The organism is Paraburkholderia sp. 40, assembly GCF_050434105.1.
Taxonomy (GTDB): Bacteria; Pseudomonadota; Gammaproteobacteria; order Burkholderiales; family Burkholderiaceae; genus Paraburkholderia; species Paraburkholderia tuberum.
Genome location: NZ_JBNPVY010000003.1, coordinates 869,486 through 888,679, shown reverse-complemented (window position 1 = coordinate 888,679; position 19,194 = coordinate 869,486). Strand labels below are relative to the sequence as shown.

The window sequence follows — 19,194 nt, the reverse complement described above, 5'->3', positions numbered from 1 at the left end:
TAGGGGGGTGCGATGTGATAAATGTCGATGAATCAACGTCGATTGCGCGCTAGCGCTGCGGCAATGACTAGCGGACGGACTCTGCGACAGGAAGACAACACTTATGTATCCCACTGCGGCGCGAACGGCGGAGTGACGAAACGGTGGTTCTTCGGCAACACCGCAATAGTTTGCCCGTCATCATCGTCGAGTGGCACCGCCAGCGCGTCGAGATTGGATTTCTGACTTTCGAGGCGTTGAGCCTTAGGAATAACGGCCACCCCGTCCTGTTCCAGAAGCCACGCGAGTGCAACCTGGGCAGCGGTCACGCCATGCTTGAGCCCGATTCCTTGTAGTACAGGGTCGCTCGCGGCCCTGCCTTGTGCAAGTGGGGCATAGGCGACGAGTGGAATGCCTTTCTCGCGCGAGTAGCCCAGCATTTTCGACTGGTCGAGAAACGCGTGGTATTCAATCTGGTGGCGGGCGATGGGTGCGCCGATTTCCTCGATGGCTTTTCGCAGCATCGTCACGTTGAAATTGCACACACCGATTGAGCGAACTGTGCCGTTCTGCAGAAAGAGCCTTGCATTGTCTCCATGACGACGCGAGGTCCATGTCACGCGACGGCCAATGCACCATGTACAGGTCAACGTAGTCGACACCAAGCTTGCCGAGGCTGACGTCCAGTGCGCGATGGAGCGACTCCGACTCGAGGTTCTCGTGCCATACCTTGGTCGTCAGATGTAGTTGCTTGCGTGCGAGACCCGAGGAGGCAATCGCGCCGCCTACGGCTTCCTCGTTCTGATACATCTCGGCAGTGTCGATGTGTCGATATCCAAGCTCGAGCGCACTCTCGACTACCGGCTGGCAGCCACCACCCGGCATGCGGAATGTGCCAAATCCGACGCGTGGAGGTTCAATTCCCTGTGTCTTCAAAGCTTCCATTGATGCTCCCCCCAAGCTGATTCAAGTCCAGCATCTACGCTGCCTTAGTCATGCTTGCTGTGAGCCGGCTCGGCTGGCGGAATGGAAAGCGCCATAACGGCGGGTTGCAATCGCCTCAGCGTCGGACTGTGAAGCGGCCTGTACGAAGGCAACCGACCAGCGGCCGCAGACATCGCGATAACGTATCGAATAGATGAACATGGCAATCTCCTGTGCCCCCGGGTGCCGGTACATAGTCGAATTGAACATGTCGTTCTCCTGCGACTGAGCAGATGCGCTAACCCTTCGTCGCGAGCGCGCAGCGGGAATGCGTCCGACATGAAATAATGGTAGCCGTGGCGGGTTGGCAAATCCATTCTTCCAACGTATCGTGCTGATAGTGCATTGGCATTGAGAACTTATACCAGCGTATATTTCGTGAAATCGCCGGTAGGATACGGTTCGCCGAGTAACGATTCGTGTCTTGTCTCCTATTTCCACAACGAAGAACGCCAGCACCGTGGTCCCAAGGACGCCAATTGGATGCGTCGTGGGGACCGCATCAGCGTCGTCGAGCTTGTTCGTGATGAGAATTCATACGGACGTCACCACGAATGACGCGACCACCGCCCAATTTATGATGTTTGGCCTAATCTCGCTTGCGAGCCATGCACCGAGCAGACCTGAACAAGCATGCATCCGCCTGGCCGATGCCGAGCGGTCCGTGCAAAGCAGGGCCACAAGAGGCGCTACTGAGAGCAAACGCATCGCGACCGACAAAATCGAGTGGACCTTGGCAAGCTTCATGACATCCGACCGACCGAGCCGAATGCACTCGACTCGCGTATCTTTCCGGGACACTATGCGCGAGTCCTTGTCGTGGAGGAGGATGACCCGACGGGTCATCAAGCCCATGCGCTACCAGTGCCGCGTTGCTGGCAAGCATGCGTCGTACGACGTGAAGTGCCCGAGCACTTACAACGCGGGCCGTGACAACCCGGAACGCTCGGAACGTCGCCCTGGCGACACTCCATTCGGTTCCCTCCCGTCCATAGACGGTAAGCGAGGGCTGGGCCCGAACAGGCGGCTTGAATCAGACCTGGATGAGCTGCCACACACTAGTTGGCGGCGCGTTGCGCCAAATGGTCCTGCAGCGACGCCAGAAGAAACCGGCGGGTGGAGTAAAAGGTGCGCTTGGCTGGTATGTAAACTGGACCAGCTTGCGAACAGGAGCGACTCGCAACGATTGGGCAAGCGTGTCAACGGTCAAGGCAATAACACTTGCCGGCAACGACCGGAACGGGAGCGCTGATACAAAGATGGTCCGCTCGGGAAGCCCTTGCAGCACCTTCGCGTTTTCGTGGAACGGTCCCGCGATAACTTCCGCCCGCGGGTAGCGCTGGGCAAGTTTCGCTGCCAAACCTTCGGCGAGTTCGAATAAAACAAGTCTAGCCTGGGGGTGCTTCCGCACCAGGACTTCGGTAATGGCGCCCGTTCCTGCTCCAACTTCCACTATTGCGTCGAAGGACCTCACGTCTTCGGCCATCGCGTCTGCAAGATATCGCGAAGAGCGCGCAACAGCGCCCACGCTAGCCGGACTGCTCAACCAGTGCTTCAGGAAAGATAGGCTCACGGTGTGACACACGCAAAAGTTCTTGGGAACGCTGTATAGCATATGCAGATGGTCTCGGAAGTTCCACTGGCGAAATATCTGCTTGCGTGGAAAGGAGCGGCGTGCTGTTCCACGACCTCGTCACCATCGCGATGATGGTTTCGGCGAAAGCGCCATCGCAATAAGGGCGCAGACGCATCCAGCAGGTGGCGGCGAGAGAAAAAACACCCTTCTTCAAGGGTGCCCCGGATAGGCAGATTCAATTGGCGCTCCGACCGCTACCGTCCTGTAATTGAATTTTCGTCGTTTGCAGTTCCTGCATCTGTCGACGTCCGAAGAGAACTCTTACGCAGCCCAGCGCAGAGGACGTTGTACGGGCTCGCGGCCGAGGCCCAATACGCCTGCGGAACTGGTGTCGAAAATGCAGCCGACCCGTGAGCTTGCAGACGGCGCGCTTCATCAGTTGGTCACCGTTGCCGAACATGCTGGGCGTTGGGCATACATCTTCTGGAGGCGAACATGAGTGATTTTCAGAGACAGGCTGCTACAGCCCAGCAAGCTAATCTTGACTTCTTTTTCGGCCTGGCCAGCAGAATGCTGGAGGGCGAGGAAAAGCTCGTCAGACTGAATCTCGATACGGCGAAAATGACGCTTGCCGACTGGCACCAACGCGAGCAAGACGGGCTGGCGAAAAAGGACCGAAAGGAAGTTGCCGGCCTGCAGGACGCGCTGGCGCTGCACTCGGCGGAGAAGGTCCTGACGTACGAACGTCAGGTTGCGGAGATTGCGTCGACCACGCAAACGCAGCTGGCAGAGGTCGTCAATGCGCGGTACCAGGAGGTCAGCCACCAGGTTCAATCGTTCGTCGAGAATCTCGCGCAAAACGCCCCGGTCGGCTCCGAAGCCGCAATCGCATTTCTGAAACAAGCCATCACGCTGGCCAACACCACTCAGGAAAGCGTGCAAAAGGCCACGAAGCAGGCAGTCGAAGTCGCGCAAAGTAACCTGGACACCGCAACACAAGCCGCATCGGAGATGACCGAAGCGGCTGACCAGGCAGTCGAGAAAGCAGCAAAAGCGGCGAAGGCGGCGAAGCAATGATTTGAAGGAACGTCGAACCCGTGGTCGCACGGCGCGGCGAGCTAACGCGCCTGGCCACACACTTCGACCTGGCCGCAACCGGACACGCCCGGCTCTCGTGTGCGCTGGTCGGTCGTTCGGGCGCACGTCAGGTCCGCCCGCGTCTGTTACCAGGCTCGCGCCGGGACCAACACACCAGAGGAGACCGTGTCACGGCAAATAGCTTAAGAAAGAATGGTCCGCTCGGGCGGACCATTCTTTGCATGTCAGCGAGTTGCGCTGAGGTGTCAGCTGGGATAGATTTTTGCCGCTACCTTCGGGCCTTGCTTCAGGTCAGAGCTTACCTTCTGGTTTTCGTGCAGCGATTTGAAGCCTTTTGCCTGAACCTCGGGAAGTGCACAAACAGGTCCTCGCCAAATTCCCGTCACTCAGGCGGTTGGCAATTCAGGTAGTGCTGACTCGCGTCGTCGGGCGTTCTTTCCTCAACGCCGCCGGACTGCGACCTGTCTTGTAACCTGTTTCCCATTTGGGAGGTAAGCATGCGCGGTGCGGCAGTTGACGTGCGTTTCGACGGCACGCATTTGCTTCTGGACCTGTCCGACGGACGGGCTGTCCGATTCCCATTGAACTGGTCTCCAGTTCGGGAGACAGCGACGCCAGCTGAGCGGGAACAAATTTGCCATCTCGATGGACCGCTTGCAATTGTTCTGGCCTGACATCGATGAGAATGTGAAGGTGTCTGCGCTGCTTGCCTTTCTGTCTGATACGGCACGTCGCTAGCGCTTTTCAGATACTTCGCGGCTCCTGCCTGGCACCGGAGCGGTGTCGCCATACATCGCGTAAGGCGCCGTTCAATTATTAGTTGGGGAGATGCCATGGAACGAATCGAAAACATCAAAATTCTGTTCGCCGCGGGCTTTGTTCAAATCGTTCGTGATGTGGGCGCAAGCCGCCAGCTCTACGGTGAGAACCTCGGCATCCCCTTCAAGGAGGAGAGTGGCGGCTACCTTCATACGGAGGTTCTGAAGGGAGCAAAAAGTTTCGCCCTGTGGCCACTTTCTCAGGCGGCGCAGTCGTGTTTTGGCAAGGACTCCTGGCCCGACGACATTCTTGCTCCACAGGCCTGGCTCGAGTTTGATGTTGATCGTGTCGAAAAGGCAACGGCGGAGCTTGAATCGCGAGGACATCGAATGCTCGTCAGGAGCAGGAAAGAGCCTTGGGGGCAGAGGGTGAGTCGTTTCATATCACCCGAAGGACTACTGGTCGGTATCACTTTCACGCCGGGGATGCGAGAAGAAAAGTAGCGCCCGATCGGGCACAAATGAAGCAGCCAGAACGGGTAGGCAAAGCGCCGGTCACCGAACCCACTTGCGTCCAGCACGACGGGGCTCGTGTTGCGCAGTTCAGCATCTTCCGTCCGGCGACGGCGGTGACTCGCCTGCTTCCGTCAGCGAACGCCTTCGGTAGCCGCGCGTCGTCGGCGTCGTCGGGCGCCCAGAAATACTGAACCGGGACCTTTAGTGAAATAACGCGTTCCACCGTCCGCCGGGGGAGGAAACCCGAAAGATAGCAGTTGTCGGCGGAAACCGATGGTTCGTCGCATGAAGTTTCCATGATGTGAAAGGCGTGTCATCAGCTTTACCGGGCGGCTAAATAGTGCTGGTTACGGACGTGCGCCAACGTACATACATTATTAATTCTGGCAGGGCGGTCGCCAAACTCACGGACGTTCGTGCTGCTATTTTAAGCTAAACGTCTGGTGGAATTGGGCATAACCATTTAACATACGTAAGCCATCCAAACAATTAGGATAATATAATAATACGAATCAATGTTAACCCGAGGTTTTTGGCATTTAAGGAGACATTGAATGGACGTGCTGGTCGTCGAAGATAATGAAGTGGTCGCGGACAGTCTGGCTTTCCTGCTTGACTGCTATGGTCACCGCGCCACGGTGGTAGAAGACGGAGAAAGCGCGCTCTCGCTGCTGTGCTACCGCGCTTTCGAACTGGTCCTGCTTGACGAGAACCTGCCCGGAATCAAAGGAAGTGCAGTCGCACTGTCGATTGTCAATACGCCTTTCGCTGACCGGCCCTTCATGGTCTCCATGACAGGAGATAGTGAGGACGGCGGACTCGCGCGGCTTTTCGATGTCTGTCTGCACAAGCCGTTCTCCCTCGAGGCACTTTTGCAAGTCATTGAAGATGCTCAAAGCTGTGGTGAGGCGAGCGCGCTCCTGGCCGCCTAGGCATTGCTTGGCTGTCTGCGGTCACTCCAGGGCCGAGCTAAACGCAAGCCCGGGTTGTGCTCGTCCGGATGGTTTGGACGACCTTTTTGTCGTATATGTGCAACGGCAAACGTGAACATTTATTTATGGGTTGGCGCCGCTGCACGCGCGGAGGAATAGTTGTTCTCGCAACTATAACGCCCGCCAGAGTGGCATTCGGCGTGCCGGCGAAAAGGCATCATGGCGTCATGAAGCCGTCGTGACCAATAAGTAGATTCGACCGGCACCGGAAAATCCGGTGTTGAATTGCAAATAAATAAAATCTGAGAGAAGTTAGACAAGTGAATCGACATACTCAAAGTATCGGTTATCTCGAGCGCAGTGCCTGGAATGACCGCCTGACGCGCGCCTTGGCCGCACGCCTCAACAGGGCATTGAAGCGCGCCGGCATCAGTTCGGCACGTGCAGCGAAGTGGCTGGGTGTGAGCGAATATGACGTGCAATATTGGCGAGGCGGAATCACCGTGCCGCCGCTGAACGCTTGTACGCGTCTCGCCACCATCCTCCATCTCGACGTTCACTGGCTTTGCACTGGGCATCCTCCGGTCGCCTGATTCGCAGTTCGCGGGAATCGCGGGCCAGGGGAGTTTGTGCTCCGTGGATTCCCGTACGTTCTGAAGTTCGCAGCCCGGTCGGCATCGCACTCGCAATGATGCAGTTGTACGCATTTCGGATGCGGCACAGCAGGCGTCTCTTGGGCAAACCCGGAGGGAATCGATGTGAAGGCAGTTAAACAAGATGCAGCGTTCGACCAGGCACCGCGTCTCAATAAGTACGAGATGGAGTTGTCGGGAGGCGCCTCGCATATCACGAACACGCTGTACGAGGAAAGCATGCTCGCGGCGGTCTCGGAAACCATTCTGGAGTTCGAGGCCTCGCACGGACGCGACGACCTGAAATCATTTGCGCACGCCCTTCTGAGAAGACTGGAGCAGCGCGGGAAGCCGCTGGCGGGCAAGGTGCTCCAGCACTTTATTGAGCGTGGCCGTTTGCCAGAGGAGGTACCCAGCGCGCCGACAGTACCTGTGTCTGCTCGCAAACCTGCCGCCCGGAAGCTGAAAGGCACGGCCTTGCGGGCGGCCAACGCGCGCCAAGCAGCGTAAGCCAGATGTATGTTGGCGAACTACAAGTTTCAATTCTTAACCGCAACAACCGAGGGAAGAACATGTCAAAGCGAATCGCTTATGTTACCGGCGGCATGGGTGGAATTGGTACAGAAATCTGTCAGCGGTTGTTCAAGGACGGATTCACGGTCGTCGCCGGTTGCGGACCCAACTCGCCCCGGCGAGAAAGATGGTTGAAGGAGCAGGAGGCGCTGGGCTTTTCGTTCACCGCATCCGAAGGGAATGTCGGTGACTGGGAGTCTACGGAGGCCGCGATTTCCAGGGTGAAGAAGGACGTCGGCGAGATTGACGTGCTGGTGAATAACGCCGGCATTACGCGGGACGGGACGTTTCGCAAGATGTCCAGAGAGAACTGGAACGATGTCATTGATACGAACCTGACCAGCCTCTTCAATGTCACCAAGCAGGTCATCGAGGGGATGGTTAGCAGGGAGTGGGGGCGAATCATCAACATCTCGTCGGTGAACGGGCAGAAAGGGCAGTTTGGCCAGACCAACTATGCGACTGCGAAGGCGGGCATTCACGGCTTTACGATGTCGCTTGCCCAGGAAGTAGCGACGAAGGGCATCACGGTGAATACGGTTTCCCCCGGATACATCGGCACGGATATGGTTCGTGCCGTGCGTCCTGAAGTACTGGACGCAATTATTCAGGGCATTCCGGTACGCCGTCTCGGAGAGGCGTCGGAAATTGCTTCAATCGTCTCGTGGCTCGCCAGCAATGAATCCGGCTTTGCGACCGGTGCTGATTTTTCGCTCAACGGTGGGCTTCACATGGGTTGAGACCTCTTTGGACGCGTGGTCCGCGCAGGCCGCTAGCAGTCCCGGCCTGCGTTTTCGCCAAGGTACGACGAGATGCAAGCGGCTTCGCGGCGCCCACATTGAGGGCTCAATAGAGGACCAGTCGCGACACATCAACGACCGATGTGACGCGCAGAAACAGTGTCAGCGTGGTGAGACTCTTCCTTCTGATTCGCCGCGCTGTGAAATCCAGCAAACGCGAATGCGACATTAAACTTTTGTGGAGTGAATATGGCAACCGGAACAGTAAAGTGGTTTAACGACGCCAAGGGCTTCGGCTTTATCACGCCGGACGACGGAGGAGAAGACCTGTTCGCCCACTTCTCTGAGGTTCAGGGCAGCGGCTTCAAATCATTGCAGGAGAATCAGAAGGTCAGCTTCGACGTGAAGCAGGGGCCAAAGGGCAAGCAGGCTGCCAACATCAAGCCGCTGTAACAAGCCCGACGCTCGCCTCGTCGCGATGAATGGGCCGTTATGCGGCCCGTTTCGCAAAACGTACGGACAACCAGCTGGAGACCCGCATGCACGAGATGCCGCATATCGAACCCTCGTCCTGCCAGGTTACCCGCAAGACGTTGCGCTTTCTCGCACGCGACGTCCGAAATCCTGGCGCAGCCCTGGTTTACTGGCTGGGGGTGACGGAGCCCTCTGCGGAACCGAGCTTTTTCAACGCCATGCAAACATACGGACCGTTGATGCAGCTGGTTTTACCCGACGAACGCCCTGGCGTCTTCGTGGAGCGGGGCGCCGTTCAGAGAGTCCAGGATTCCGGAGTCGTGAAGCGACTCGTTTTCAAGGACGGGTCGTCGCTCGACGTTCGATATGACGGGCCGTGCCGCGACCTCTGCGAGGGGTGAATCGCGCTGACGGAGCAGGAGGGATACCTTGTGCTCACGGCCGGGGATGGACAGGCGGCGCGCGCCGTAGCTGCCATCGAGAGCCCGGTCTCATTGTTACGGACTGGATGATGTCGCATATTAACGGCGTCGAATTGTGTCGACGGCTAAAGGGCGATACCGCCCCACCCGACATTTCAGTGGTCATGCTGGCGGCGGCGCTACCGCGTGAACCGGAGGAGCCGCGATGGGACGTACTGTTACTAAAGCCCGCCCCCATAGGCCGTGTGATAAAGGCGATTCATGGTCTGCTCGACGGAGCGCATTCGCCGGTACCAGGACGGATATCCGAAGAGTGAACGTGCAATATCTCGTTACCCTCACCTGAGCGCTCCGCAGATTCGGTCTTGCTGGTATGAAGCTTTTGGCGTTGTTTCCTTGGGCGCCGCTGGGCTGCGACTTGTCTTGCAACCTGTTTCCCAATCAGCGGGGAAGCATGCGCGGTGCAGCAGTTGACCTGCCATTCGACAGCACGCACTTGCTTCAGGGCGCCGCCTTTCTCATTGCCCGGTGGGCGCCTCGGGCGACGCGCCCCGGTGCGTTGTCCCACCCAGCGCACCCTGCACAGTTCTGACCAGCGCATCCCTGTCACAGGGCTTTGGGAAGCGGGCGATTGCGCCTGTGGTCAACACCGTCTGCCGCGCAGCGATGTCGTCGCTTGCAGTGATGAAAATTATGGGCGTGCCCGTTCCTGCGAGCGGTGCTGGACCTGACGGGCCGTTGAGGCCGGGCGATTCCATGTCGAGTATCACGCACTCGCGATGGTACGAAGGGTTCGCGGCCAGGCGTTCCAGGAACGTGCCTCCGTCGATGAACGTGTCAGCCTCTATGCCTTGGGAACGCAGAAGCCGTTTGGTGGCGCGCAATATGGATTCGTCGTCGATAACCGCGACCAGCTGACTGGTTGTGCCCACATCAATTCCCAGTCCGACCAAATCGCAAACGACGTCACGGATTGAGCCGGTCCATAGCACCGGTAATCAGTAACTGGAAGCAGGTCTAGGACGCGTCATGAATTCAGCGTGGACAAGGCGTTCGCTGACTGCTGCAAGATGCGACGAATGACTGTCCCGGCCGCGCAGAACACATCCGTGTCGATGGCTGACCAGCATCTATCAGGCCCGATTCTCGAAACGGCGCTCTTAACGTGAATGTACGGTGCCGGCGCGCAGGCGGATTACCGTCGCCGGACGCAGTCCGAACGGGCCGGAGCAACGGTGGACGTGAAAGATGATTCCGTCACGCGGCGACATCTTCGTCCGAGATTGCGTTCGATGCATCGGGCAGGCCAAGTCGCGCACACACTTTTCATGACTCTTCTGTTGGCTATCCCGTAGACGAAAGAACGGCCGGATGGCATTTTCGGTGACGGCGCTGGGCCACGCGCGTCGAACGGGACAACATGGTTCCACCGTGCTTCGTCAGGAGACAACGACATATGAAACCTATAGAAGACCTGCCCTCCTTAGTTGCGGCTCATGTTGTGCTGTTACGCTCATTGGCTTGTGGGCCGAAGGCGCGGGACTTTGCGCAGACCGCCCTTGGTGCTGTACGGCGGTCGGATATTGTTAGCCGCATCGGCGGCGACGAGTTTCTCATCGTTCTGCCAGGCGCATCGCTGGACGAAGCGTCTGCCGCCATCGAGCGGGTGCGACGTGAGGTGTCTGGACGTACGGTCTGGACAAGCCCGGGACGGAGAATTCGCTACGCGTCTTCTGCCGGGTGTGCGAGGTCCTGCCTTCCGACGATGCGCGCGGTGCACTGTCGCGAGCGGACCGCGCACTATACGCAGCGAAACGGGCGGGCCGGAACCAGGTGCAACGGCGATAACCATCGCTACGGTACCGGTACCTGAGCACTCCGTGACAGCTGGCGTATTTCCGTGCAAGTGTCCGTATGCAAATACGGGGGCGCGACCACTGGAAACCGAAGTCTGGTCCGCTCCGCGAATGCCGGCGTGGCTACGTACATCAGAGCGCGAGGAGAATGGAGGGCCCGTTGATATTTGCGTATGCAACCGGTTTCGGTACTTCCGGCGACCCGCAACATTTGTTGTTGTGAACATCGAACGCGAAGCGTACGATAATACGGTATATACGGTTTTCCAGGTCGTGATGATGTGGGACTTTGATTGCAGGGGCGCTCCGGGGCCGGAATGACCGAATGGCCCTCCATGAAACGGGACGCGGCAGGCAACGACAATTACGTCCCTGGCGTTTTTTTGGAGAAACGAACATGTCGGAAAAGCACCTTTCCAGCAGGTTCGAGGCGGACCTTGACCTCCTTTCATCGAAGCTGCTCGAAATGGGCGGACTCGTGGAAGCACAGACGGCACACGCGCTGGCGGTTCTGAACGAATTCGATTCGGCGCTCGTGGACGACGTCCTCGAGGGTGAACGTCGCCTCAATGCGATGGAAATCGCAATCGACGAAGAAGTCTGCCAAATCATTGCGCGTCGACAGCCCGCCGCTCGTGACCTGCGATTCCTGATGGCCACTTCGAAGTGCATTACAAACCTCGAGCGCGCGGGCGACGAGGCGCGAAAGCTGGTAAAGCGTATGCGCCGAATCCACAGGGATGGCGTTGCCAGAGCGCTCAACATCGCTGAAATCAGGGTCTCCGGCGAAATGGCCCTTAACATCCTGCGCCGGGCGCTGGATGCATATGCGCGGATGGATGCGGTTGCCGCTGCACAGATTGTTCGGGACGATGAGGCCATCGACAACGAGTTGCGGGCGTTTGTGCGCAAGCTCGTAACGTATATGACGGATGACCCTCGGACGATTTCGATTGGACTGGACTACCTGTTTATAGCAAAGGCCATCGAGCGTATCGGCGACCACGGGAAGAACATCGCCGAATTTGTCGTCTACGCTGTCAAGGGTGCGGATGTTCGTCATGCACATCGAAAACAGCTTGTGTCCAATGCATCAGGTGTGTAGCGCTCGCGAGGGCAGAGCGACACTTCCAGGCGTTTCGATGCTTCCTGAGGGAGCTTTCGTCATTCTCGTCAAAGAGAGCCTGGGGGTTCATTCGTACCTGTAGACGCCTTGCTTCGTTTTTCGGCTCAAGCGACCAGCTTCCACTATGCCCTCGCCGCTGTGTCACCTTGCCTTGACGCCTGTGCCGGCGGGCGGGACACTCAACCCGAGTCGTTGTGCGGCCGACGTCTTGCAAAGCGCTGAGTAACTCAAACCTCTGAGATTCCAATCTGACGGGTTACGTCGAACGCCGACTGGAACATAGGCCGCGAAAAAGGAGAAGCTCCGTGGCGTATGTACTGTCATTTTCGCAACTGTATTCAGACTCGGTCGGCGCAAGCCATTTTGCGTCGGTTAGCATCGAACTGGTTACCCGCAACTTCGCGCCGCCGGCAGAATCCTTTGACGTGTCGGATTTCGCTGCAGCGACCCGCTACGGATTTGTGCGCCTGCCCGGCGGATGGGTCGGCGACCCCCATGTGTCTGTTGGTATTTTTTCTCAGCGGGGAGATTGAGTTCGAGGCAAGCGACGGCGAGCGACGTCGCGTTGCGGCAGGAGGCGCGATACTGCTTGAGGACACGACGGGCAAGGGGCATCAGAGTCGTGTCATCGGCGACGGGCCAGCGCTTCTCGCCGTGGTTCAACTTTGACGTCGTGGTTCCTTGCAGGGGCGCGAGCCCGAGCCGTCGCGGTTAAGTCGTGCTCGGAAGGTGTAGGTCCGAGCCGTGGATGCGCGCTGTATGTGCGCGACGCCCCGCATGACGCTGAAGCGCCGTTTGCTTGTCAGCAGAGCGGATAGCGAATCGATATCGCCAGGTTAGTCAGGGACGCTGCTGAGGCGAATTCGAATGCAATGCACCCCCTCGTCTCGCGGGGCGATGCGAACGCCGAAATTATCCAGCTAGTGTCGACCTCCAACGGATACAACCCCGCACCCGAAAGCAAGGTCAAGGTCAGGAGGCGTTTGCGCGGCCAGTGTTATTGGCAGCAACGATTTTGTGCTTTTTCTTCCAGTCGCGTGGCCAGGTCGCTCGACGTACCGGAACGACCCCTTTGACGTGCTGTAGCTATCGTTCCGAAGAGTACGGATTGTGCGCGCCTTTCCGAACTTCTCGGCCTGGTTCTAAACGCCTGTCGTCAGTACAGGCCACGCTTTGCGCTAAGTAGGTACTTTCCCGGAAGACAGCCGCCAATGACGGCGGCAATGGGCCAGCCAGCGGTTCGGGTTGACGAAAATGAAGCCGCCCATCCGGCAACGGCGGGCTACAACTTCGGAAAAAGCCTAGGGTCTGTTTACATTTGACGAAATGTGTTTACATCTTGTTTTTTGCAATTGCAAGACGGGATGATTCGCACGTTACTAAGCGACAAGGTATGGGAAAAGATCGAACCCATCCTGCCGGGCAAGGAAGGCGATCGGGGTCGCACGGCGGCCGACAATCGCTGGTTTGTCGAAGCGGTGCTGTGGATTGCCCGCACTGGCAGTCCATGGCGCGATCTTCCCTCGGAATTCGGCCGATGGCATACGGTGTACATGCGCTTCTCACGCTGGCGGCGAACAGGTGTCTGGCAACGGGTGGTGAATGCACTGGCAGGCGAGACGGAAATCGACCGCGTCCTGATCGATTCGACCGTCGTGCGAGCGCACCAGCATTCGGCCGGAGCCTCAAAAAAAGTGGGCCGCAAGCGCTCGGGCGTTCCCGGGGCGGATTGAGTACCAAACTGCATCTGGCCGTGGACTCGGCAGGTCGTCCGTTGCGACTGATCATCACTGAAGGACAGGTTGCCGACATCTCGTGCGCCGCAGAACTGGTCGAGCATCTGCGCACCGAAGCAGTCATCGCGGACAAGGGCTACGATTCCGATGCCTTCGTGAATCAGATTCGGGCCGCTCGTGCAAAGGCTGTCATTCCTCCGCGCTCGAATCGCAAGACAAAGCGCCGCTACAGTCGAGCGCTGTACCGCACACGCAACCTGGTCGAGCGTTTCTTCAACCGTATCAAGCATTTTCGCCGTGTCTCCACTCGGTATGACAAGCTCGCTGACAGCTATCTCGTGTTCGCGTCCCTTGCCTGCTCGTTCGGGCCGCTTTCAAATGTGAACACGGCCTAGTGTTCCATGTACCGCGATGCGCAAAAAAAGCCGCAGACATCGCTGCGGCCGAAACACACACGCAACGCATTGGGGGCGCTGACGTGGCAATAATCGTGTAGGCCCGGGCCAAAGAAGCAATCGGGTATATCGTCTGGATATTGGCCGCCAGCGCTTTGAGCCCTTGTCGTCACGACTTCGCGCATGCTACTCGTAAACCACTGTTGCAAAGGCGCCAGGGCGTCATGGCGGTGACATCTTGCGGTATCTGTTATCGATGCCGGAAGCGGCAATGCTGGTGAAAAGCAGATGGCCCGCATGAGCGGGCCATCCGGTTCAAACCATTCGACGACCCGCGCCTACAGCGGCTGAATGTTCGATGCCTGCTTGCCCTTCGGGCCTTGTTTCACTTCGAAGCTCACCTTCTGGCTCTCTTGCAGCGATTTGAAGCCGCTTCCCTGGACTTCAGAGAAATGTGCGAACAGGTCTTCTCCGCCATCATCTGGCGTAATGAATCGGCGGCCTCAAATCTGAAGTGCAACACCTGTTTCGTATAAGGTGTTGCGATGCACGAAAGAACTCAGTATCAACAACTTCAGCCTGAAGAGCGCCTGATCATTGCAAGTCTGCATCTGCAGGGTTCGAGTATCCGGGCCATGGCCCGGATACTCGGTCGCTCGCCAGCCACCGTTAGCCGTGAACTGGCGCGAAACAGCTTGCCTGCTGGCTACGCGTCCGTGTCGGCTGAAGCGCTCAGTGCCGCACGCCGCAGCGCGGGTCGCCGCCCCCCAAAGCTTTGCCTGCAAAGCGTCTGCTGGCGCATCGTTCTCACTCTGCTCGAGTGGAAATGGTCACCCCAGCAGATATCGGGCACACTGAAGCGTATGTATCCGACCGACCCGACCCAGCAGGTTTCGCACGAAACCATCTACACGGCCATCTACGCCCAGCCGCGCGGCGAACTGCGCCGTCAGCTCATTGCGTGCTTGCGCCATGGCCACAGCACGCGCATGCCGCGTACACGGGGCACAGACCGGCGCGGACAGATTCCCGACATGGTCAGTATTCATGTGCGGCCGCCCGAAATCGAAGACCGACTGCTGCCTGGGCACTGGGAAGGCGACTTCATCAAGGGTGCCGGCAACCAGTCCTCGGTAGGCGTGCTGGTCGAACGGACCAGCCGTCTGGTGCTGCTTGCCAGGATGGAAGATGCCACCGCCGCTTCAGCGCTGGCCGGCTTCTCCGCCAAACTCAATTCGATTGTCGCGCCATTACGGCAGAGCTTCACCTACGACCAGGGCAAAGAAATGTCGCGGCATCAAGAACTCACCGCCGCAACCGGCGTGAAGGTGTACTTCTGCGACCCGCACAGTCCCTGGCAACGCGGCACTTGCGAAAACACCAACGGGCTGCTGCGCCAGTATCTGCCCAAAGGCACGGACCTTTCGGTCTACAGTCAGGACGAACTTGACGCTATCGCCGACAGTCTGAACAGCCGACCTCGTGCAACTCATGCCTTCCATTCGCCGTTCGAGGTCTTCGCCGCGACCCTTGCTTCAGCAAGTCAACCTCAAGGCTCTAAACATTAAACCCGCTGTTGCGCTTCACTCTTGAAACCGCCATCCGAAGCCCTTCGCGTCGTTGAACCACTTGACTGTACCGGTTGCCATTTTGCTGAATCTTCCAAAGAGACGTGTTGTGTTGGACGCCAGTCAGCTGGACGGCTGACTCGAGCCATTCCGGTTTTACCGCAGCGGATTGAAGGCCGACAACCAGGGGCATCGGCACATGGAGACTTCAATCACTTTTCGTTGCCTCCGCAACATGTTCATGCTGACGGAGAACCGAAGGAGCGAAGGTGGCCGCGAGGAGGCCCCTGACTTGCCTGTTGCCGGCCCCGAAGGGAACTCGGCGAAATCTGTTCGACGGCTAACCCATCCTGCCGTTAGAGCACGCTACGATAGCGAATCCGCCTCACCTACGCCGGGAAAGAGTATGTCGAATCACGCCTCTGTTCAGGACGACTTCCTGCAGGCACTCGCGAGCGGAAAGACGCTTTCGAGCATATACATGGTCAACGGAATCAGGCTAACCGGCCTGGTTGAAACGTTCGACCGGTTAGTCGTCGTCCTTGTGCCCCCGACTGGTCGCCAGATTGTATTCAAGCACGCCATCTCTACGGTGATGCCCGGCGTGCAGGAACGAACGTCACGGTCGCCCGTGCGACCGGGCGCCGGGAGATAGCGATGCACATGCAGTGAACAAAGTCCTATGGGTAACGAGGGCGCAGCGCCGCGTTGCGTGCGGAAATGCCACCGGCCTAATCGTCGACCCGTCTTTCGCCGACGACGCCATCAGATAGCCTATCCATCGCGAGCGAAGAAGCTTCGAGGTTGCTTCGTCTTCTTCCGCTGCCAGCTCTGGCGGGCGTAACCGCCTCACCTAACGCTTCACGCCCACGGCACGGCGCATCGCAGCAGTGATACCTTGCCTGGTACGCCAGTAGCCTTCCCATGGGTCGGCGTTCAGCGTGTGCTGCCGGCCGACCGCCTTTCTCATCGTAAGCGCCTCATCTCGGCCGTTCTCTAAGCAGCCATAAATGGAGGTAATTTGGTTCCCACCAAATTTTTTGGCGGGAACCAAAGTGGCCGACATAGTAGATGGCAAGAACGAAGCGCCCGGTAGGCGCCCGAACTTTCCGCGCGAATTCAAGCGACAGCTGGTCGAACAGACCTTCGAACCGGGAGCTTCCGTATCGCTGGTCGCGCGTCGCAACGACATTAACACCAACCTGCTGTTCAGATGGCGTCGCCAATATCTTCAAGGCGTATTCGGAGCACCACATCCGGCGCATGTGCAACAGCAGTCAGAGGTTGACGTTGCACCGTTTCTTCCGGTGAGCGTTGTCGCCGAAACCGAGACATCGATGTCCATGCGCGAGGCTGTGTCGGAGAACGTCTGCGAGATCGAATTTGACCGTGCACGCCTGCGCATCCGCGGCAACGTGTCGCCTGATATGCTGCGGTTACTGGTACGAGAACTGTCCCGATGATCGGGCTGCCGGCGGGCACCCGCATCTGGATTGCGGCTGGCGTCACCGACATGCGTTCCGGATTTCAGGGCCTGGCGGCGAAGGTGCAAACTGCACTGGAGGAGAATCCGTTCGACGGGAACGTCTTCATCTTCCGGGGCAGGCGCGGTGACCTCATCAAAATCCTGTGGGCCACGGAGGACGGGCTATGGCTCCTGGCGAAGCGGCTTGAGCGAGGGCGGTTTGTCTGGCCGCAGGCCGACGGCGGTAAGGTCCATCTGACACAGGCACAACTCTCGATGCTACTCGAGGGCATTGACTGGCGGCAGCCGCGTCGAACCGCGGCGCTATCGGTGTTGTAAACGCTTCGGGGCACGCGTAAACTCCGGCGCATGACCGATGATGCCCGTCTTCCGGATGACGTCGATGCGCTTAAGGCCTTGCTGCTGGAGGCTCGTGCCCAGCTTGCCGAGCGCGATATCGAGATCGAACAGCTCAAGGCCCAGATCGACAAACTCAAACGGGTGCAGTTTGGCCGCAAGTCCGAGCAGCTGGACCGGCAGATCGAGCGGCTCGAAACGGAACTGGATGAGCTGAGCGGTGGGCGCGGTGTCGCGGATGTTCGCCGCGACCGCACATCGGGCACAAGTGTGCCCGCCGGCGCAGCAGCCTCGAAGGAGGCGTTGCCGCCCCATCTGCCGCGTGAAGAGCGCGTGCTCGAACCCGATCCGAGCTGCCCGAACTGCGGCAACACCATGCGGCCACTCGGCGAGGACGTGTCCGAGCAGCTTGCCCGTGTCGCCGCCATGTTCAAGGTGATTCGCACGATCCGCCGCAAGGCGGTCTGCACCTGCTGCAATCACATCTCGCAGCCGCCGATGCCGGGCTTGCCAATTGAGCGCAGCATCGCGCATCCGGGCCTGCTTGCTGACATCCTCGTTTCGAAGTTCGCTGATCATCAACCGCTGTACCGGCAGTCGGCAATTGCCGCGCGTGACGGCGTTAAGCTCGACCCCGCCAGCATGGGGCGCTGGGTCGGCCAGTGCGAGGCTTTGTGCGAGCCGTTGACCGAAGCGCTGCGCGTCTACACGATGGCAACGTTCAAGCTGCACGCGGACGACACGCCGATCCCGGTGCTTGCACCGGGCAACAAAAAGACGCGCACGGGTCGCCTGTGGGTGTACGTTCGCGACGACAGCCGTTCGGGCTCGACGGACCCGGCCGCAGTCTGGTTTGCCTACTCGCCCGACCGAAAGGGGATACATCCGCAGACTCATCTGGCCGGATTCAAGGGCGTCCTGCAGGCCGACGCCTACGGTGGTTTCGACGAGCTGTATGCAGGCGGCAAGATTCGTGAGGCGGCTTGCTGGGATCACGCGAGACGGTACATATACGACGTTCATGTCCGCACGCCGACTGAGTCGACAAGGCACGTACTCGAGCTGATCGGCGAACTCTACGACATTGAGGCTGATATCCGGGGCGAGCCCGCCGCCGAACGATTGCGCGTACGGCAGGAGAGAAGCCTCGCGGTGCTCGCGACCATCAAGGCGTGGATGACGGACAAGATCGCGACCCTGTCGGCAAAATCCGAGTTGGCCAAGGCGATACGCTACTCGCTCAATCAATGGAACGCACTCGTTCTGTACTGCGAAGACGGTCGTATTGAGATCAGCAACGCTCTCGCCGAAAACGCTCTGCGCTGTGTAAGTCTGGGGAGGAAAAACTTCCTGTTTGCAGGCTCCGACAGTGGAGGCGAACGGGCCGCTGCCATGTACGGTCTGATCGGCTCGTGCAAACTGAATGACATCAACCCCCGTGCATATCTGGAATACATCCTGACTCACATCGCGGACCACAAAATCAGTCGCATCGACGAACTGCTGCCCTGGAACATGGTCGGCAAGTTGCCCACGCAATCCACTCCGCCGTCAGCGACAACCTGATCGCCGCAACGTCTCCTGCCGGTATCCGCGAGGTATCGATCAACGCGTTACCGATAGCGTGCCACATGCGCGCGACACATCACGAACGGCCGACGCGAGGCGCTTACTTCTCATCGTCCAGGGGGCGCCGAGCTCGACGCTTTTCAGCTCTTCCCATGAGACGGGCATTGATACGGCCATTCCCGAACGCGCACGCACAGAGAACGGCGCGACGGTGCTCGCGCCGCGACTGTTGCGCAGATAGTCAGGGAAGCTGTCTCGCCATGCATCGTCGTGCATGACTGAGGCGCCTTGTATGGCGCGCCGCTGTATGCAATGCAAAGCACTAGCTGACGTTGCACGCGTTGCCGGGACCAACCCTTGCTGCACCTCTGATTTCTGCCCTGTGGCGTGTCGTTCAGGTTCCTTCAAGTGGCTCCACGGACCACTCGCCACGTTACC

At 58.8% G+C, this 19,194-nt stretch carries 25 protein-coding genes and 2 pseudogenes; 19 read left to right on the top strand and 8 right to left on the bottom strand.

Annotation, left to right across the window (positions count from 1 at the left end):
* Positions 1 to 101 precede the first annotated feature (101 nt).
* Genes OKW28_RS19545 through OKW28_RS19535 form a run of 3 tightly spaced genes read right to left on the bottom strand, consistent with a single transcriptional unit; the run spans position 102 to position 1,173 of the window.
* Positions 102 to 503 carry an aldo/keto reductase gene (locus OKW28_RS19545; protein ID WP_429448133.1) on the bottom strand — a complete coding sequence of 134 codons (402 nt, stop codon included), beginning with the start codon at positions 501 to 503 and terminating at the stop codon, positions 102 to 104.
* Positions 448 to 924, bottom strand: a complete 477-nt coding sequence (locus tag OKW28_RS19540) for an aldo/keto reductase (protein WP_429448132.1) — start codon at positions 922 to 924, stop codon at positions 448 to 450. The genes OKW28_RS19545 and OKW28_RS19540 overlap by 56 nt, the downstream gene beginning before the upstream one ends.
* Positions 925 to 972: 48 nt before the next feature.
* Entirely contained in the window at positions 973 to 1,173 is a 201-nt protein-coding gene (locus OKW28_RS19535) for a hypothetical protein (RefSeq protein WP_429448131.1), read from the bottom strand.
* A 430-nt stretch (positions 1,174 to 1,603) separates the two neighbouring features.
* Between OKW28_RS19535 and OKW28_RS19530 the strand changes: the two are divergent.
* Positions 1,604 to 1,906, top strand: a pseudogene (locus OKW28_RS19530) (SOS response-associated peptidase family protein); the annotation flags it as partial.
* 90 nt (positions 1,907 to 1,996) lie between these two features.
* Here OKW28_RS19530 and OKW28_RS19525 read toward each other — a convergent pair.
* A complete protein-coding gene (locus tag OKW28_RS19525) occupies positions 1,997 to 2,449 on the bottom strand; it encodes a methyltransferase (protein ID WP_429448129.1) in 453 nt (150 codons plus the stop codon).
* Positions 2,450 to 3,034: 585 nt separating this feature from the next.
* Here OKW28_RS19525 and phaP point away from each other — a divergent pair.
* Positions 3,035 to 3,616, top strand: a complete 582-nt coding sequence (gene phaP / locus OKW28_RS19520; protein WP_429448128.1) for a TIGR01841 family phasin — start codon at positions 3,035 to 3,037, stop codon at positions 3,614 to 3,616.
* A gap of 266 nt (positions 3,617 to 3,882) precedes the next feature.
* On the opposite strand, the pseudogene OKW28_RS19515 reads toward phaP, so the two are convergent.
* Positions 3,883 to 4,010, bottom strand: a pseudogene (locus OKW28_RS19515) (cold-shock protein); the annotation flags it as partial.
* Between the two features lie 124 nt (positions 4,011 to 4,134).
* On the opposite strand from OKW28_RS19515, the gene OKW28_RS19510 reads away from it, so the two are divergent.
* From OKW28_RS19510 to OKW28_RS19475, 8 genes are all read left to right on the top strand, one after another.
* On the top strand, positions 4,135 to 4,311 hold the full coding sequence (locus OKW28_RS19510) for a DUF2442 domain-containing protein (protein WP_429448127.1): 177 nt from the start codon (positions 4,135 to 4,137) through the stop codon (positions 4,309 to 4,311).
* 159 nt (positions 4,312 to 4,470) lie between these two features.
* Positions 4,471 to 4,899 (top strand): VOC family protein, encoded by a 429-nt coding sequence (locus tag OKW28_RS19505; protein ID WP_429448125.1) that lies wholly within the window; start codon positions 4,471 to 4,473, stop codon positions 4,897 to 4,899.
* Positions 4,900 to 5,465: 566 nt separating this feature from the next.
* On the top strand, positions 5,466 to 5,843 hold the full coding sequence (locus OKW28_RS19500) for a response regulator (RefSeq protein ID WP_429448123.1): 378 nt from the start codon (positions 5,466 to 5,468) through the stop codon (positions 5,841 to 5,843).
* 320 nt (positions 5,844 to 6,163) lie between these two features.
* Positions 6,164 to 6,436 (top strand): XRE family transcriptional regulator, encoded by a 273-nt coding sequence (locus OKW28_RS19495; RefSeq protein ID WP_429448122.1) that lies wholly within the window; start codon positions 6,164 to 6,166, stop codon positions 6,434 to 6,436.
* Between the two features lie 165 nt (positions 6,437 to 6,601).
* On the top strand, positions 6,602 to 6,985 hold the full coding sequence (locus tag OKW28_RS19490; RefSeq protein WP_429448120.1) for a hypothetical protein: 384 nt from the start codon (positions 6,602 to 6,604) through the stop codon (positions 6,983 to 6,985).
* Between the two features lie 62 nt (positions 6,986 to 7,047).
* Positions 7,048 to 7,788 carry a 3-ketoacyl-ACP reductase gene (locus OKW28_RS19485; protein ID WP_429448118.1) on the top strand — a complete coding sequence of 247 codons (741 nt, stop codon included), beginning with the start codon at positions 7,048 to 7,050 and terminating at the stop codon, positions 7,786 to 7,788.
* 249 nt (positions 7,789 to 8,037) lie between these two features.
* The gene (locus OKW28_RS19480) at positions 8,038 to 8,241 is read left to right on the top strand and encodes a cold-shock protein (RefSeq protein ID WP_187635655.1); all 204 of its coding nucleotides are present in this window, start codon (positions 8,038 to 8,040) and stop codon (positions 8,239 to 8,241) included.
* Between the two features lie 86 nt (positions 8,242 to 8,327).
* Positions 8,328 to 8,663, top strand: coding sequence for a hypothetical protein (locus OKW28_RS19475; RefSeq protein WP_429448116.1), 336 nt, complete (start codon positions 8,328 to 8,330; stop codon positions 8,661 to 8,663).
* A 539-nt stretch (positions 8,664 to 9,202) separates the two neighbouring features.
* Here the strand turns inward: OKW28_RS19475 and OKW28_RS19470 are convergent.
* Complete coding sequence (locus tag OKW28_RS19470) at positions 9,203 to 9,616, bottom strand: response regulator (RefSeq protein WP_429448114.1); 414 nt, start codon at positions 9,614 to 9,616, stop codon at positions 9,203 to 9,205.
* A gap of 488 nt (positions 9,617 to 10,104) precedes the next feature.
* Here OKW28_RS19470 and OKW28_RS19465 point away from each other — a divergent pair, with 488 nt between their 5' ends.
* The 4 genes from OKW28_RS19465 to OKW28_RS19450 all read left to right on the top strand — a co-directional run bounded on the left by OKW28_RS19465 (position 10,105) and on the right by OKW28_RS19450 (position 13,797).
* Positions 10,105 to 10,557, top strand: coding sequence for a GGDEF domain-containing protein (locus OKW28_RS19465; protein WP_429448112.1), 453 nt, complete (start codon positions 10,105 to 10,107; stop codon positions 10,555 to 10,557).
* A 380-nt stretch (positions 10,558 to 10,937) separates the two neighbouring features.
* Positions 10,938 to 11,645: a phosphate signaling complex protein PhoU gene (phoU, locus tag OKW28_RS19460; protein WP_429448802.1), complete on the top strand. Its 708-nt coding sequence runs from the start codon at positions 10,938 to 10,940 to the stop codon at positions 11,643 to 11,645.
* 326 nt (positions 11,646 to 11,971) lie between these two features.
* Positions 11,972 to 12,199: a hypothetical protein gene (locus tag OKW28_RS19455; RefSeq protein WP_429448110.1), complete on the top strand. Its 228-nt coding sequence runs from the start codon at positions 11,972 to 11,974 to the stop codon at positions 12,197 to 12,199.
* An 831-nt stretch (positions 12,200 to 13,030) separates the two neighbouring features.
* A protein-coding gene (locus OKW28_RS19450; protein ID WP_429448108.1) for an IS5 family transposase occupies positions 13,031 to 13,797 on the top strand; the annotation gives its coding sequence in 2 pieces (ribosomal slippage) (positions 13,031 to 13,349 and positions 13,349 to 13,797; 768 coding nt in all).
* Between the two features lie 338 nt (positions 13,798 to 14,135).
* Here the strand turns inward: OKW28_RS19450 and OKW28_RS19445 are convergent.
* Positions 14,136 to 14,288, bottom strand: a complete 153-nt coding sequence (locus OKW28_RS19445; protein WP_429448800.1) for a cold-shock protein — start codon at positions 14,286 to 14,288, stop codon at positions 14,136 to 14,138.
* A gap of 54 nt (positions 14,289 to 14,342) precedes the next feature.
* Here OKW28_RS19445 and OKW28_RS19440 point away from each other — a divergent pair, with 54 nt between their 5' ends.
* The 5 genes from OKW28_RS19440 to tnpC all read left to right on the top strand — a co-directional run bounded on the left by OKW28_RS19440 (position 14,343) and on the right by tnpC (position 18,753).
* Positions 14,343 to 15,365: an IS30 family transposase gene (locus OKW28_RS19440; RefSeq protein ID WP_429448106.1), complete on the top strand. Its 1,023-nt coding sequence runs from the start codon at positions 14,343 to 14,345 to the stop codon at positions 15,363 to 15,365.
* 199 nt (positions 15,366 to 15,564) lie between these two features.
* The gene (hfq, locus tag OKW28_RS19435) at positions 15,565 to 16,020 is read left to right on the top strand and encodes an RNA chaperone Hfq (RefSeq protein ID WP_429448104.1); all 456 of its coding nucleotides are present in this window, start codon (positions 15,565 to 15,567) and stop codon (positions 16,018 to 16,020) included.
* 400 nt (positions 16,021 to 16,420) lie between these two features.
* Positions 16,421 to 16,828, top strand: a complete 408-nt coding sequence (tnpA, locus tag OKW28_RS19430) for an IS66-like element accessory protein TnpA (protein WP_429444462.1) — start codon at positions 16,421 to 16,423, stop codon at positions 16,826 to 16,828.
* Complete coding sequence (gene tnpB, locus OKW28_RS19425; RefSeq protein WP_429444458.1) at positions 16,825 to 17,169, top strand: IS66 family insertion sequence element accessory protein TnpB; 345 nt, start codon at positions 16,825 to 16,827, stop codon at positions 17,167 to 17,169. Before tnpA ends, tnpB begins: the two co-directional genes overlap by 4 nt.
* Before the next feature lie 30 nt (positions 17,170 to 17,199).
* Positions 17,200 to 18,753, top strand: coding sequence for an IS66 family transposase (tnpC, locus tag OKW28_RS19420; protein WP_429444456.1), 1,554 nt, complete (start codon positions 17,200 to 17,202; stop codon positions 18,751 to 18,753).
* A gap of 39 nt (positions 18,754 to 18,792) precedes the next feature.
* Here the strand turns inward: tnpC and OKW28_RS19415 are convergent, their stop codons facing one another.
* The gene (locus OKW28_RS19415) at positions 18,793 to 19,032 is read right to left on the bottom strand and encodes a hypothetical protein (protein WP_429448102.1); all 240 of its coding nucleotides are present in this window, start codon (positions 19,030 to 19,032) and stop codon (positions 18,793 to 18,795) included.
* Positions 19,033 to 19,194 lie beyond the last annotated feature (162 nt).

Coding starts and splice junctions, on each gene's coding strand:
- OKW28_RS19485 (WP_429448118.1), top strand. CDS start 7,048: ATGTCAAAGCGAATCGCTTATGTTACCGGCGGCATGGGTGGAATTGGT.
- OKW28_RS19440 (WP_429448106.1), top strand. CDS start 14,343: ATGCACGAAAGAACTCAGTATCAACAACTTCAGCCTGAAGAGCGCCTG.
- tnpC (WP_429444456.1), top strand. CDS start 17,200: ATGACCGATGATGCCCGTCTTCCGGATGACGTCGATGCGCTTAAGGCC.
- OKW28_RS19465 (WP_429448112.1), top strand. CDS start 10,105: ATGGTTCCACCGTGCTTCGTCAGGAGACAACGACATATGAAACCTATA.
- OKW28_RS19510 (WP_429448127.1), top strand. CDS start 4,135: ATGCGCGGTGCGGCAGTTGACGTGCGTTTCGACGGCACGCATTTGCTT.
- OKW28_RS19415 (WP_429448102.1), bottom strand. CDS start 19,032: ATGCACGACGATGCATGGCGAGACAGCTTCCCTGACTATCTGCGCAAC.
- OKW28_RS19525 (WP_429448129.1), bottom strand. CDS start 2,449: ATGGCCGAAGACGTGAGGTCCTTCGACGCAATAGTGGAAGTTGGAGCA.
- OKW28_RS19540 (WP_429448132.1), bottom strand. CDS start 924: ATGGAAGCTTTGAAGACACAGGGAATTGAACCTCCACGCGTCGGATTT.
- tnpB (WP_429444458.1), top strand. CDS start 16,825: ATGATCGGGCTGCCGGCGGGCACCCGCATCTGGATTGCGGCTGGCGTC.
- OKW28_RS19475 (WP_429448116.1), top strand. CDS start 8,328: ATGCACGAGATGCCGCATATCGAACCCTCGTCCTGCCAGGTTACCCGC.
- phoU (WP_429448802.1), top strand. CDS start 10,938: ATGTCGGAAAAGCACCTTTCCAGCAGGTTCGAGGCGGACCTTGACCTC.
- OKW28_RS19505 (WP_429448125.1), top strand. CDS start 4,471: ATGGAACGAATCGAAAACATCAAAATTCTGTTCGCCGCGGGCTTTGTT.
- hfq (WP_429448104.1), top strand. CDS start 15,565: ATGGAGACTTCAATCACTTTTCGTTGCCTCCGCAACATGTTCATGCTG.
- OKW28_RS19535 (WP_429448131.1), bottom strand. CDS start 1,173: ATGTTCAATTCGACTATGTACCGGCACCCGGGGGCACAGGAGATTGCC.
- OKW28_RS19480 (WP_187635655.1), top strand. CDS start 8,038: ATGGCAACCGGAACAGTAAAGTGGTTTAACGACGCCAAGGGCTTCGGC.
- OKW28_RS19545 (WP_429448133.1), bottom strand. CDS start 503: ATGCTGCGAAAAGCCATCGAGGAAATCGGCGCACCCATCGCCCGCCAC.
- phaP (WP_429448128.1), top strand. CDS start 3,035: ATGAGTGATTTTCAGAGACAGGCTGCTACAGCCCAGCAAGCTAATCTT.
- OKW28_RS19500 (WP_429448123.1), top strand. CDS start 5,466: ATGGACGTGCTGGTCGTCGAAGATAATGAAGTGGTCGCGGACAGTCTG.